This is a genomic window from Streptomyces sp. NPDC057302, from assembly GCF_042667685.1.
GTDB lineage: Bacteria > Actinomycetota > Actinomycetes > Streptomycetales > Streptomycetaceae > Streptomyces.
Genome location: NZ_JBHUZJ010000033.1, coordinates 81727 through 95501 on the forward strand (window position 1 = coordinate 81727; position 13775 = coordinate 95501).

The 13775-nt window shown below is 68.7% G+C and carries 12 protein-coding genes; 6 read left to right on the plus strand and 6 right to left on the minus strand.

The genetic code is table 11. The annotated features are described in order from the left end of the window. Positions 1–102: 102 nt before the first annotated feature. Positions 103–2187, minus strand: a complete 2085-nt coding sequence (locus ACFUPX_RS23160; RefSeq protein WP_383325643.1) for an N-6 DNA methylase — start codon at positions 2185–2187, stop codon at positions 103–105. Positions 2188–2323: 136 nt separating this feature from the next. Here ACFUPX_RS23160 and ACFUPX_RS23165 point away from each other — a divergent pair, with 136 nt between their 5' ends. Continuing rightward, entirely contained in the window at positions 2324–3163 is an 840-nt protein-coding gene (locus tag ACFUPX_RS23165; protein WP_383325646.1) for a hypothetical protein, read from the plus strand. Positions 3164–3192: 29 nt separating this feature from the next. Here the strand turns inward: ACFUPX_RS23165 and ACFUPX_RS23170 are convergent, their stop codons facing one another. From ACFUPX_RS23170 to ychF, 3 genes are all read right to left on the minus strand, one after another. Next, positions 3193–3339 carry a hypothetical protein gene (locus tag ACFUPX_RS23170; RefSeq protein ID WP_383325649.1) on the minus strand — a complete coding sequence of 49 codons (147 nt, stop codon included), beginning with the start codon at positions 3337–3339 and terminating at the stop codon, positions 3193–3195. A 105-nt stretch (positions 3340–3444) separates the two neighbouring features. Next, positions 3445–5598, minus strand: coding sequence for an AIPR family protein (locus ACFUPX_RS23175; RefSeq protein WP_383325652.1), 2154 nt, complete (start codon positions 5596–5598; stop codon positions 3445–3447). 312 nt (positions 5599–5910) lie between these two features. Beyond that, positions 5911–6999: a redox-regulated ATPase YchF gene (ychF, locus tag ACFUPX_RS23180; RefSeq protein ID WP_383325655.1), complete on the minus strand. Its 1089-nt coding sequence runs from the start codon at positions 6997–6999 to the stop codon at positions 5911–5913. Positions 7000–7195: 196 nt separating this feature from the next. Between ychF and ACFUPX_RS23185 the strand changes: the two genes are divergently transcribed. Beyond that, positions 7196–7855 carry a DUF6542 domain-containing protein gene (locus tag ACFUPX_RS23185; RefSeq protein WP_383325658.1) on the plus strand — a complete coding sequence of 220 codons (660 nt, stop codon included), beginning with the start codon at positions 7196–7198 and terminating at the stop codon, positions 7853–7855. Positions 7856–7950: 95 nt separating this feature from the next. On the opposite strand, the gene ppgK is transcribed toward ACFUPX_RS23185, so the two are convergent. Beyond that, entirely contained in the window at positions 7951–8697 is a 747-nt protein-coding gene (gene ppgK / locus ACFUPX_RS23190) for a polyphosphate--glucose phosphotransferase (protein WP_383325660.1), read from the minus strand. Positions 8698–8732: 35 nt separating this feature from the next. After that, on the minus strand, positions 8733–9725 hold the full coding sequence (locus ACFUPX_RS23195) for a 4-hydroxy-3-methylbut-2-enyl diphosphate reductase (RefSeq protein WP_383325663.1): 993 nt from the start codon (positions 9723–9725) through the stop codon (positions 8733–8735). A gap of 76 nt (positions 9726–9801) precedes the next feature. Between ACFUPX_RS23195 and ACFUPX_RS23200 the strand changes: the two genes are divergently transcribed. From ACFUPX_RS23200 to ACFUPX_RS23215, 4 genes are all read left to right on the plus strand, one after another. Next, on the plus strand, positions 9802–11217 hold the full coding sequence (locus ACFUPX_RS23200) for an APC family permease (protein ID WP_383325665.1): 1416 nt from the start codon (positions 9802–9804) through the stop codon (positions 11215–11217). Between the two features lie 182 nt (positions 11218–11399). Further along, positions 11400–12671 carry an exodeoxyribonuclease VII large subunit gene (gene xseA, locus ACFUPX_RS23205; protein WP_383325668.1) on the plus strand — a complete coding sequence of 424 codons (1272 nt, stop codon included), beginning with the start codon at positions 11400–11402 and terminating at the stop codon, positions 12669–12671. Between the two features lie 10 nt (positions 12672–12681). Further along, on the plus strand, positions 12682–12960 hold the full coding sequence (locus ACFUPX_RS23210; protein WP_383325671.1) for an exodeoxyribonuclease VII small subunit: 279 nt from the start codon (positions 12682–12684) through the stop codon (positions 12958–12960). 152 nt (positions 12961–13112) lie between these two features. Then, positions 13113–13703, plus strand: a complete 591-nt coding sequence (locus ACFUPX_RS23215) for a malonic semialdehyde reductase (protein WP_383325674.1) — start codon at positions 13113–13115, stop codon at positions 13701–13703. Positions 13704–13775: the final 72 nt, after the last annotated feature.

Below are 13775 nucleotides of genomic sequence, written 5' to 3' on the forward strand. Positions count from 1 at the left end.
TCCTGCTCCACCGTTGTCCTTCCGGGCCGCCGGGGCGGCGATTACTTCAGTGCGGTACGTACGCGGTCAGTGTGTCGTGTGTGCGGGGAGGCTCGCACGGGTTCAGGCCGGTGGCGGTGGCCGCAAAGCGCCCGTCGTGAGCGCGGCCCGCAACTTCCCGGCCGTCTCCTCGCCCTGGAGCGCAGCCCGGCGCAGAGCCTTCGTAAAGGTGTGCAGCCGCCGGAACGCCGCCCCGTATGTCTGCTGCTCCTCCAGCGGCAGCAAGGGCACTTGGAGCCTGCGCGCGTCCACCCGAACGATCGACGTCCCCTGGCTCGCCCGCTGCATATTGGCCGGGTCGGCGAGGAAGCCAGCCAGGAACCATGGGTCGAGCCGCGCCTCGTCCGGGCGCAGCAGGTGCAGGTTCCTGCCGAGCAGCGCCCCCGCGTCGGTGCCGTCCGCAACCCGCGCGGCGGTCCTGTCCGTGGACAGCAAGGTTCCAAGGATGATCACGTCCCCGACCTTGATCCGCACCGGGTCCTCGTCCCCTGCCGGACCGCGCCCGGACGGGGAGCGCCCTTCGTTCACATCCGCAGCTGTGAGGACGGGATCGTTGCCATCCGAATCCCCTTTGCCGCCCTTAGCCTTGGGCCTGATCAGGGTCAGCGCCCCCGTACGGATCAGATCGGCGAGCGGGGCCATCGTCCATTGCCCGCCCGTCCGGGAGACGCCCCAATCGTCGCTCGGGGCGAGTGCCGATGCCTGCGACAGCACGGAGCCGAGGCTGTCGCGACGGCCGCTCAGGGTACGGCGGAGATCGTCTACCTGCGGCATGCCGCGCTCTCCCGCGAGTCGTGGCGCGGGCGTGAGGTCGACTGTGTCGTCGAGCAGATCCGTGATCGGGACGGCACGGTACGCGCCTGGCATGGCAGGGCACTTCTCAGGCGCTGCAAGCAGTTCTCGGTAGGTGACGGAGGGGTGCCCGCCACGGCTGTTTATGTCCGGCAACGACTTGCAGTTCATGAACAGCACATGGCTGGCCTCTGCGCCGTTGCCCCCGTCCGGCCTCCGGAGCACCCACAAATGCAGCCCGATGTGCGCCGGCGGAGCGGCCCCGGCAGGCAGTGCCAACACAGCCCGCAGCGCGCCGTGCCGTACGAGCGCCGCCCGGATCCGCCGCCCAGAACTCCGGGAGGCGACGGACGGCGGCAGCAGCATGACCACCACACCACCCGGCCGCACCCGCGACAGGCTGTGCTGCACCCAGGCGAGCTCGGACTCGGACCGGGACGGCAGGCCGTACTCCCAGCGGGAGTCGTACGCCAACTCGTCCGCGCCCCAATCGCGTTCGTTGTACGGGGGATTGCACAGGACCGCGTCGAACTCCCCACCCGTATGCCGGGATCGGGCGAGAGCGTCCTCGGCATCGACAGAGCAGTGCCCTCTCCCGCCCAGTCGGAGGGAGAGCCGGGACGCGGCCAGCTGGGCCAAATGCAGCTCCCGGTCCTGGCCGTCAAGCTGCGTAGCCCCCTGGATCCGGGCCGCCTCCAGTAGGTCCCCCGTCCCGCATGCCGGGTCGAGTACGGCGCTCAGCGCGCCGTCCGGCGAGGCGGCCTTGGCCAGTGTCGCCATGAAGTTGGCCACCGCCGCCGGGGTCCCCGGCCCGCGCCTTCGCGACTCGCTCGCGTAGCGGTCGAGCATGTCCGACAGGACCTCGTCAGGCGTCTGCCGTGTCGCGGCAGTCGCGAGCTCACGCATCAGCGATGCGGAACGCAGCAGGGCGAGCGGCTCAGGCATGTCCTGAAGTGCTTTGCCTATCTCGTCCAGCATGCCGTCACCGAGACCCTCGTCGTCCAGGTCCGGCCCTTCGGCGTAGTGAACGTAAGGCGTCTCTCTTGAGGTGTGACCTTCGCGTTCCAGGAAGGCGAGGAAGAGCGCGGCCCGGGCCATCGCTTCAGCCAGCCCCGACCCCTCGGCTTCTCGCAGCAGCTCACGCCACAACTGCTGCTGCTCGGTGAACTGCGGGAGACGGCCATGCTCGGCCAGCCACCCCTCCACATCCTCCAGCGTGAATGTGGGGCGCGATTCCGTACCGCCCGTGGGAGCGGGGAAATCGGAGTGGCGGCGCCGCCAGTTGGTCACGGTCGCGCGGCCGACGTCCGCGATACGGGCGATATCGGAGGTACTCACCGTGGTCGGTGCGGCCATCAGGAGCCCCCTTCGTCTTCATCGAACACGCACGAACAGTACAGCACGGCAAGATGCTGTTTGACAATGCTTTCAGGCGATGTTGTCATCGTTGCTATCGACGAGTGCTGCCGGTGGTGGCAATGGAGGGGACGTCATGCAGAGCAACGTAGAAGTGATCACGCCCGAGTTGGCCCGCGACTGGCTGCTTCTCAACACCAAGAACCGCCCGCTGAGCAAAGCGTTCGTCCAACAGCTCACCCAGCAGATCGAGCGCGGCGAGTGGCAGCTCACCCACCAGGGAATCGCCTTCGATGACCACGGCGCACTGATCGACGGCCAACACCGGTTGGAGGCGGTGGCGAAGGCGGGCGTCCCCGTGCAGTGCGTGGTGACACGCGGGGTGGCGCAGTCCGCGTTCACCGTGATGGACACCGGCCGCAAACGCAGCGGGCGCGACGCGCTGGCCCTCGCGGGCGAGGAGCACAGTACCCACCTGGCGGCGGCCCTGCGCGGGCTGTATCTCTATTTGACCGCCCCGGACTCAGCGTGGAGCGGGCAGAGCGCCGCCGTCAGTAACGATCTGCTGCTCACCGTCCTCGACCAGCACCCCGGTATGCGGGACGCTGTCCGGGCGGCGATCCCGATGAACAAGGCTTTCCGCATCACCGTGACGGCTGCCGCGGTCGGCTGGTACGCGACCACCGACGCCCGTCCCGAGCTCGATCAGCACCTCTGGCACGAGGCCCTGGTCACCGGTGCGGGGCTGCGCATCGGTGACCCGCGGCTGACCTTGCGCAATACGCTGCTGAACCTGGCGGCCGGCAAGACCCACCGCAGGCGCGACGACTCGCGGGAGCACCTGCTCTACTACCTCAAGTCCTGGAACGCCTGGGTCGAGGGCCGCGACATGAAGCTGCTCCGTCGTTCACCGGGCGAGACGATGCCGCGCGTCTCACGGCACACGGCTCGGCCCCGGTTCGCGGAGGGGACCTGAAAAACTTCTGTCTCGAGTTCGAAACGGCTTCAGGACAGGACGATTTCAGCGGTGCGGGCCGGTTCACCGCGCACGCCGGGAACACTTTCCAGCTGATGTGGTACGTAGGCATCCGGTTGCGACATCCCAAGAATCAACCAGAATCTGTAGGCGAAAGGGCTGATCGTCTTCTCCACGGTCCCCGCCCAGCGCCTGAACCAGGAGGCCAGCCCCGCCACAGGTGTCAGCTGCGGGGTCGCCGCCCAAAGCCGAATCGGGTCGGGGCTGCTGACGATCAGCCCTTATGCGAAGTCGAACTGCTCCTCCTCCGGCAGGGATTCCGTCAGGAGTCGCTGCCAGAGCTGCTCGGCGAGGTCCACAAGCGTTCCAGCCTCGCCCAGCACGCCCCACTGTTTCGGCCCCTGGACCGCGCTCCATGCCTCGCGCCACTCGGCCTGCTGCCAGATGTGCGTGACCAGGCCGCTCGGTGAGTAACGCTTCCCGTCAGCCTCCCAGAGCAAGGGCTTTCGTCGGTCGTTGACCCAGGTTGCGTAGGCCCGACGCGGGTCGGCGTTCAGCCAGTCCCCGATGGCCTCCTCCTCCGTAGCGCTGGGGTGGTACATGAGCCTGGTGCCAGCTGAAATACGGTCGTGGTCGATGAGCAGGGTAACGGTGTTGGGGCGCCTAGGTGGCTTCGATGCGTCCCGCTGTTGGTACGCCGCGAGGTCTCCGGCGTCCGTACCGTCGGCGAGCGCTCGAAGGACGGCTGCGACCAGTTTCCGGGAGCGTTCCTCGCTGGCGAAGGTGCTGGTGACGTAACTCCCACCTCCAAAAAGGTGGTTCACCAGCGGAATGAGCTGAGCAAGCGTCGCGCTGACCCGCGCCGGTACATCCTCAAGGGCGGATTCCCAACCTGAGTCCGGTTCGTCAATCCCCTCCGAGCCGACCTGCTGGGCGACCATGTGCGCCACAAGCAAAGCGCCGCTGTCAGCGATCGAACCCGCCCGCCCGGTCAGCGTGGAGCGCACCTCGTGCAGGGACTCCCGCACGCGCCGCATCAGCAAGACGCTACGCCAGATCTGATAGGCACTGGGCCTGCGGCCGAACAGTCGGGTGTAGATGCCGCCGGGACCGTCCTCCCAGAGCGCGTCGGCTGAGCCCTTCACCCGTACCGCCAGGGCCGGGTCCGGGTGGGCGCATGCAAGGGCAGTGGCGGCCTCGCGGACCGAGCATCCGAACGCTGGCGACGGCTCGATCTCACCGCGCTTGAATACGTAGTCCTTGTCAAGAGAGAGCCGGAAGTCCTCGCGGATCAGGCTCTGTACTGGCTTGATCGCGATGAAATCGGACCGCTCCATGTGGTTCTGCGTGTTCGTCGCCTCGGTGATCTCACCTGCGAACCCTTCCCGGGCGCCGGAAACCGAGATGATTCGGACGGTGACGTACGCCTCGCCCACCGCTTCCTCGTTCTGCTGGAACGCTCGGTGGGCAGAGGTTACGGTCTGCGCACCATTGACGACACTCGCATTTTCGAGGACCAGCTTCACGGGTTCACTGGGTTTGTGCTTGGCGAAGAAATGCGGCTCGATCTTGTCGCACTGCACCGTGATGCCGTTGTGGCGGTACCAGAAGCCCTGCGGATCCCGGATGAGACTCTCGACAAGTGTCTGGTTGACTCCGGTCAAGCCCAGCGACCTGCGGACGTTCCGGTCGTACAACCGCTCGCCGTTGTCGTCGTACCACTGAGCGAGTTCGTCGGCCGCTACCAGCCCCGAATATGCCTGAAATGGGGTTTCCCGGGAATGCCAGCCCTGCGTCATGGTGGCGGTGAGGGTGATCGGCTCTGGGGTGAGGTCCTCGCGGACGGCACGGTGGAAGTCCGTCTGGTTCAACACCCGGTGCTCGATGGAGCGCGTGTAGCCACCGAACTCCTCAGCCGCTTCGACGAGTATGGCCTCGGTCTCCGTAGACAGGCGCCCTTCGCCCATGACAGCGATGACGAGGACCACCTTGCAGGTAGGCACGTCAAGCACTGACCGCACACGGTCAGCGAGACGGCGGAACCGTTCGTTGAACTGATCGAAGTCCCGGTTATCGAGCTTCTTCAGGCCGTGCACCAGCTTGTGTGCGGCACTCGTGTCAAAGCCGGCCTTGCCTTTGTCGCTCCATTTGGCCTGGATCAGCCACAGTTCAGGAGCGGAGGCGGAGAAGGCGACGGCGTCGATACCGAAGTCGTCCCGGCCGTCGATCACGGACTCGGCAGCTTCCTCGGACGTACAGTCCGTGAGCATGCGAGCCGCCCTGGCGGACAAAGCGCGCGAGTTGAAGGCATTCTCACGTTCCAACGGCTGACGTTTCTCGTAGTCAGCGAGCGAGATCAGCGGATCGAACTCGCGCTTCAACGCATCGCGAACATGCCGGACTTCCAGCGGCATTGCCTGCCCGCTCTTGCTCATCCCTGCCCCCAGTCACGACCACGCGTTTGAACTTCTCATATGCTACGAGAAGCGTGGGCCAGCGGGACTGAACGCATGAGACCGCGTCACAGCTCGTGCTGACGGCGAGGAGCACCAGCCGCTCATAGTCGGCGCTCCCGGCAGGCGCCCCGCCACTGGCAGTGACGCAGAACCGAGGAGGGCGGCTTGGGCCCTTCGTGCACCATCAAAGATGGCAGGCATGTCTGATGAGGCCGGAACGAGGTCATCCCGGCCTCATCAGTCACTTGTACTTTCGGACTGAACTCCACCACATCAGCGACGTGGTGGAGTTCAGTTGTTGAAGCGGAACTCCACCACATCCCCGTCCTGCATCACATACTCCTTGCCCTCCATGCGCGCCTTCCCCTTCGCTCGCGCTTCGGCGACCGAGCCCGTTTCGACCAGGTCCGCGAACGAGATGACCTCGGCCTTGATGAAGCCCTTCTGGAAGTCCGTGTGGATCACGCCGGCCGCCTCGGGGGCCGTCGCGCCCTTGGGGATCGTCCAGGCGCGGGACTCCTTGGGGCCTGCCGTCAGGTAGGTCTGCAGGCCCAGGGTGCGGAAGCCCACGTGGGCCAGGGTCGCGAGGCCGGGCTCTTCCTGGCCCACCGACTGGAGGAGCTCCAGGGCCTCGTCCTCCTCCAGCTCCACCAGCTCCGACTCCAGCTTGGCGTTGAGGAAGATCGCCTCCGCGGGGGCGACCAGGGCGCTCTGCGCGGCCTTGAACTCGTCGTCCGTCAGCTCGTCCTCGTCCACGTTGAAGACGTAGAGGAAGGGCTTCGTCGTGAGGAGGTGCAGGTCGTGGAGGAGTTCGTCCCGGCCGGAGCCCTGGACGATGCCCGCCGAGGAGAGCGTGTCGCCCTTCTCCAGGATCGCCTGGGCCTCCTCGACCGCCTTCACCTTGGGCGCGACGTCCTTCTTGATGCGCGACTCCCGCTGGAGGCGCGGGAGGACCTTCTCGATCGTCTGGAGGTCGGCGAGGATCAGCTCGGTGTTGATCGTCTCGATGTCGTCCTTGGGCGAGACCTTGCCGTCCACGTGCACGACGTTCTCGTCCTTGAAGGCGCGGATGACCTGGCAGATCGCGTCCGACTCGCGGATGTTCGCGAGGAACTTGTTGCCCAGGCCCTCGCCCTCGCTCGCGCCGCGCACGATGCCCGCGATGTCGACGAAGTCGACCGTCGCCGGGAGGACCTTCTGGGAGGAGAAGATCTCGGCCAGTTTCGTGAGGCGGGGGTCCGGGACGCCGACCACGCCGACATTCGGCTCGATCGTGGCGAACGGGTAGTTGGCCGCAAGGACGTCGTTCTTGGTCAGGGCGTTGAACAGGGTCGACTTGCCGACATTGGGCAGACCGACGATTCCGATCGTGAGCGACACGTTGCGACTTCCCGTACGTGAGTCTTTGGGTGGACGGCCCGGGAGGCCGGAGCGACCGTAGGGCGATCCCCCAGTCTACGGCGTGCGTGCCCCGCGCTCGTCGGCGTATCGCTCTGCTATCGAACGCATGGCCAAGGTCGGCCAAAGCGCGTGTCCCATGCCGGATTATCGGTACGGCTCGACCTAGGTTGGTCCGGTGGAGCAACACAGGACGCGTCCCCCTCAGCCTCCGGCCCGGCCGCGACGCACCGCCCCCCTGCCCCCGCAGGGCAGACCGGCGTCCCCGCAGGGCACGCCCGCCGATTCGGCGACGGTCTACCGGGCCGCGCCCGGCCCCCGCCGCCCCCTCCCGCCCATCCTCCGCAACCTGCGCGCGCTGCCGCTCTACCGCACCCTGCGCGGCATGCCGAACCCCCGCCTCACCGGGCTCGGCAGCGGGCTCTTCTGTGCCGCGACGATGTTCCTGCTGGCCTGCCTGCTGTGGCTGCTCTTCGGCAGTTCGGTCGTCGCGTACGGCGTGCTCTTCGTGCCCGTGAGCGTGCTGACCGCGTTCTGGGTGCGGCCCGCCGACCTGGTGACCGCGCCGGTGGCCGTGCCGATCGCCTTCGCCGTGGGCCTGGTGCCGATCTCCGGGGGCAACGGAGGAGGCTTCGGCGCGCACTTCATGGGGCTGATCACCTCGCTCGCGCTGCACGCGGGCTGGCTGTACGCCGGGACGCTGATCGCCGGTCTCATCGTGGCCGTACGCAGGATCAAGCTCATGGGGCAGCGGCGGCGGGCACGGGCCGGTGCGGGTGCGGTCGCCTCCGCCGGGCCGCGGGGGCCCAAGCCGAAGAGGCGCATGCCCACCGCGTGAGCCGCTGAAGAGGGCGGCGCTGGGGCGGGGGCGCGGGCGCGGGGCGGCGGGGTTACGCCGTCTCCGCCGCCGGGCTACCCCTTCTCCGCCCCGGACTACGCCTGCTCCGCCGCCGCCATCGCCGCTCCCACGATCCCCGCGTTGTTCTGCAGCTCCGCGGGGACCACCTCCGCCTTGATGCCCTCGATCAGCGGCAGGAACTTGTGGGACTTGCGGCTCACACCGCCGCCGATGATGAACAGCTCGGGCGAGAAGAGCATCTCCACGTGCGCCAGATACTTCTGGACGCGGCGTGCCCAGTGCTCCCAGGTGAGGTCCTCGTCCTCCTTGGCCTTGGACGAGGCGCGCTTCTCCGCGTCGTGTCCGTGCAGCTCCAGATGGCCGAGCTCCGTGTTCGGGACGAGGCGGCCACCGGTGAAGAGGGCGCTGCCGATGCCGGTGCCCAGGGTGAGCAGGATGACCGTGCCCTTGCGGTCGCGCCCGGCGCCGAAGTGCATCTCGGCCACGCCCGCCGCGTCCGCGTCGTTCAGGACGGTGACGGGGGCGCCGGTGCCCAGCCGGTCGGCGACCAGGCTCTGGATGTCCGTGCCGATCCAGCTCTTGTCCACGTTGGCCGCCGTACGCGCCGTACCGCCGGTGATCACACCGGGGAACGTGGCACCGATGGGGCCCGTCCAGCCGAAGTGCTCGACGACCTCGCGCACCTTGTCGGCCACGCCGTCGGGCGTGGCCGGCTGCGGGGTCAGTACCTTGTGCCGTTCTTGTGCCAGGTCTCCGCGGTCCAGGTCAACGGGAGCACCCTTGATCCCTGATCCGCCGATGTCCACACCGAAGATCTGCATGCGACCCACGTTACGGGCAGTGCCTGGCCCTCGCGTTACTTCTGTGACAGCTCAGCGGCCTCGGCGCGCAGGTCGCGGCGGAGCTCCTTGGGCAGCGAGAAGGTGATCGACTCGTCGGCCGTCTTCACCGTCTCCACGTCCCCGTAGCCCCGCTCGGCCAGCCACTCGATGACGCCGTCCACCAGCACGTCGGGCACGGAGGCGCCCGAGGTCAGGCCGACCGTGCTCACGCCCTCCAGCCAGGCCTCGTCGATCTCGTCGGCGCCGTCGACGAGGTGCGAGGCGGGGGCGCCGGCGTCGAGGGCGACCTCGACCATGCGGATCGAGTTCGAGGAGTTCTTGGAGCCGACGACGATGACGAGCTCGGCGTCCTCCGCCAGCTTCTTCACCGCGACCTGGCGGTTCTGCGTGGCGTAGCAGATGTCGTCGCTCGGAGGCGAGATCAGGCCGGGGAACTTGGTCTTGAGGGCGTCGACCGTCTCCATGGTCTCGTCGACCGAGAGCGTGGTCTGGGAGAGCCAGACGACCTTGTCCGGGTCGCGGACCTCGACGTTCGCCACGTCGTCGGGGCCGTCGACCAGCGTGATGTGGTCGGGCGCCTCGCCGGACGTGCCGATGACTTCCTCGTGGCCCTCGTGGCCGATCAGGAGGATGTCGAAGTCGTCCTTGGCGAACCGGACGGCTTCCTTGTGGACCTTCGTGACCAGGGGGCACGTCGCGTCGATCGTCGCCAGTTTCCGCTCGGCGGCCTCCGCGTGGACCGTGGGGGCCACTCCGTGGGCGGAGAACATGACGATGGAGCCCTCGGGGACCTCCGCCGTCTGGTCGACGAAGATGGCGCCCTTCTTCTCCAGGGTCTGCACCACGTACTTGTTGTGGACGATCTCGTGGCGGACATAGATCGGGGCCCCGTACTGCTCAAGGGCCTTCTCGACGGCGATCACGGCACGGTCCACACCCGCGCAATAGCCGCGGGGGGCGGCGAGCAGGACTCGGCGGGCAGGAGTCGAAGCAGTCATGCCCCCCATCGTAAGGCCGAGCCCAGCGCGTCAAAGATCGGCTTCTTGGGGAGACTGGAGGCCTGCGTTCACTTACGGAGGCACGATGTCCGGTTACTCCGACAACTCAGACACGACGGCCGGTGCCCATCCCGGCACCCCTGCCGAGGGCCGTGGCGACGGCGGACGCGATGGCGCGGGCCTTCGGCGCAGTCTCGGCTTCCGTGATCTTGTCGTCTACGGGTTGCTGTTCATCGCCCCCATGGCGCCGGTCGGGGTCTTCGGGACGCTCGACGCCAAGTCGCACGGCGCCGTGGCGCTCGTCTACATCATCGCCACGATCGCGATGGCGTTCACCGCGTTCAGCTACGCCCAGATGGTGCGGGTGGTCCCCCAGGCGGGCTCGGTCTTCGCCTACGCGCGCGTGGGGCTCGGTAACGGCCCCGGGTTCATCGCCGGGTGGATGGCGATGCTCGACTACCTCCTCATCCCGGCCGTCGCCTATCTCTTCTCCGGGATCGCGATGGAGGCCCTGGTGCCCTCCGTCTCCCGGTGGGTGTGGACGGCGATCGCGGTCCTGGTGACGACCGCGCTGAACCTGTGGGGCGTACGGGCGGCCGCGCGGGTCGGGTTCCTCGTGCTCGCCATGGAGATCGTGGTCCTGCTGGTCTTCGTGGTGTCGGCGATCGTCGTCCTCGCGCAGGACGGGGCGCAGCGTGACTGGCTCTCGCCGCTGAGCGGGGACGGCTCGCAGGGGGCGTTCGCGCTGGGCGCCGTGGTGGGGGCGGTGTCGGTGGCGGTGCTCTCGTATCTGGGCTTCGACGCGATCGCCTCGTTCGCGGAGGAGGTGACGGGGGGCTCGGCGAAGGTGGCGCGGGCGGTGCTGTTCTGTCTGGCGCTCGCCGGTGTGCTGTTCATCGCCCAGACGTATCTGGTGGCGCTCCTGGAGCCGATGTCGTCGGCGCAGCTGGCCGCCGAGCCGGGCAAGCAGGGGTCGGCTTTCTACGATGCGGTGGACTCGGCGGTCGGGGACTGGCTGCACGACCTGGTGGCCGTCAGCAAGGCGATCGGTGCGGCGTTCGCCGCGCTGGCGGGGCAGGCCGCCGCGGGTCGTCTGCTGTACGCCATGGCGCGTGACCGGCGGCTGCCGGGGGCGCTGTCCCGGACGGAATCCGGGACGCCGCGGATCGCTCTGCTGTGTGCGGCTGTCATCACGATGGTGGCCGCGGTGTGGGCAGCTCGGCGGGACGACGGGATGGACCACCTGGTCTCGGTGGTGAATGTCGGTGCTCTGACGGCGTTCGTGCTGCTGCACGCGAGCGTGGTGGGGTGGTTCGCCGTCAAGCGGCAAGGGGGCCCCGTCAGCTGGTGGCGGCATGTGCTTGTCCCGGTGCTCGGGGCGGCGATCACCATTGCGGTCATCGTTGAGGCCGCGGGGTCCGCGCAGGTGGTGGGTGCGGCGTGGTTCGTTGTGGGGCTTGCCGTGCTTCTTGGCCAGCGGGCTCGTCGTGGGGAGTCCTGAGCCGCCGCTTCGCGGCGGATGTCTCCTGCCCGCCCACCCGGCACTCAGCGTCCGACGCGCAACGTAGGAGCCGGGGCCAGGAGGGAAAGCCGGGGCGGGAAAGGCCGGCCAGGGTGCGGAAGGCGGCCCTCGGGGGTAAGCGGGAGCCCCGTCGTGTCAGAGCCTGCCGATACGCTCGGCGCATGGCTTTGAACACGTCCGCGGACGCCCCGCTGCCCGTCGGCGAGGTGTCGCGGCTCATCGGTGGGTGGATCGACCGGCTCGGTGCCGTGTGGGTCGAGGGGCAGATCACCCAGCTGTCCCGCAGGCCCGGCGCCGGCGTGGTCTTCATGACGCTGCGCGACCCCTCGCACGACATCTCCGTCAGCGTCACCTGTTACCGCCAGGTGTTCGACGCCGTCGCGGACGTCGTCTCCGAGGGCGCCCGAGTCGTCGTCCACGCCAAGCCCGAGTGGTACGCGCCCCGGGGGCAGCTGTCCCTGCGGGCCGTCGAGATAAAGCCCGTCGGCGTGGGAGAACTGCTCGCGCGGATCGAGCAGTTGAAGAAGAGCCTGGCCGGGGAGGGCCTCTTCGCCGCCGACCGGAAGAAGGCGCTGCCCTTCCTTCCCCAGCTCATCGGCCTCGTCACCGGCCGCGCCTCCGCCGCCGAGCGCGACGTCCTGGAGAACGCCCGGCACCGCTGGCCCGCCGTCCGCTTCGAGGTGCGCAACGTCCCCGTCCAGGGCGTGCACGCGGTGCCGCAGGTCGTGCAGGCCGTGAAGGATCTCGACGCGCTCGACGCCGTGGACGTGATCATCGTGGCGCGGGGCGGCGGCAGCGTGGAGGATTTGCTGCCGTTCTCCGACGAGCAGCTCGTGCGGGCCGTCGCCTCCTGCCGTACGCCGGTCGTCTCCGCGATCGGCCACGAGCCGGACAACCCCCTGCTCGACTACGTGGCGGACCTGCGCGCCTCCACCCCCACCGACGCAGCCAAGAAGGTGGTGCCGGACGTCGGCGAGGAGCACGAGCGCGTGCGGTGGCTGCGGGACCGGGCCAGGCGCTGCATGGACGCCTTCCTCGACCGCGAGGACCGCGGCCTGGCCCATGCCCTCGCCCGCCCCTCCATGGAGAATCCGCACCGCATGATCGAGGAGCGCGAGGAGCAGGTCTCGGCGCTCGTCGACCGCAGCCGCCGCACGCTCGGGCACCTCCTCGACCGCGCCGAGTCGGAGCTGACGCACACCCACGCGCGCGTGGTGGGCCTCTCCCCCGCCGCGACGCTCCAGCGGGGGTACGCGGTACTGCAGAAGGCTGACGGCGCTGTGGTGCGGGCCGCGCAGGAAGTGGCCGTCGGCGAGGAGCTGCGGGCCCGGGTCGCCGAGGGCGAGTTCACCGTACGGGCCACGGACGTGCCGCGGGGCACGGAAGACGAACCGGCCGAGCGAGCCGCACAAGCCGTACGAACCGACATTTAGGGTGGGGCACATGACCAGCAAGACGGACGAGGCCACGAGCCCCGCGGACGCCCCGGCGGACGCGCTCGGCTACGAGCAGGCACGGGACGAGCTCATCGAGGTCGTACGCCGCCTGGAGACGGGCGGCACCACGCTCGAGGAGTCGCTCGCCCTGTGGGAGCGCGGCGAGGAGCTGGCGAAGATCTGCCGCCGCTGGCTGGACGGCGCCCGCGCCCGCCTGGACGCGGCCCTCGCGGGGTCCGGCGAGGACGGCGACGACGGCGACGAGGGCGGCGGGGACAGCGACTGACGCGCCTCCGCGCGCGCGTGACCTGGTTCGTTGTGAAGCGGATCACCAAGCGGCCGATTTGGTTGAAACTTAAACCGCAACGTCGTACGGTCGATCCCGGAAGCTGATCCACGCTCCACGCACAGCACGCAACGCACCGAGAAGGTTGATCCATGTCTCTCGTCCTTGACCCCGCCGCGCAGGACCTGCTCTTCCGCGAGGCCCGCACCGCGAACTCCTTCACCGATGAGCCGGTCACCGAGGAGCAGGTGCAGGCGATCTACGACCTGGTCAAGTTCGGTCCGACCGCCTTCAACCTGTCGTCGCTCCGCATCACCCTGGTCCGCTCCCCCGAGGCCCGCGAGCGCCTGGTCCAGCACATGGCCGAGGGCAACCAGCCGAAGACCGCGTCCGCCCCGCTCGTCGCGATCCTCTCCGCGGACAACGAGTTCCACGAGGAGCTCCCGGCGCTGTTCCCGCACTTCCCGCAGGCCAAGGACGTGTTCTTCTCGGAGCGCCCCGCCCGCGAAGGCGCCGCGCACCTCAACGCCGCGCTGCAGGCCGCCTACTTCATCATCGGCGTCCGCGCCGCGGGCCTGGCCGCCGGCCCGATGACCGGCTTCGACGCCGCCGCCGTCCAGAAGGAGTTCCTGGACGGCGACCACACCCCGCTGATGGTCGTCAACATCGGCAAGCCCGCCGAGAACGCCTGGTTCCCGCGCTCCCCGCGCCTTGAGTTCGACCAGGTCATCGAGACCGTCTGAGCCTGAGCCAAGCAGTAAGCGGTAAGCAGTACTGCAGCAGGCAGCAACGAGGGAGGGCCCCGGCTTCAGTGC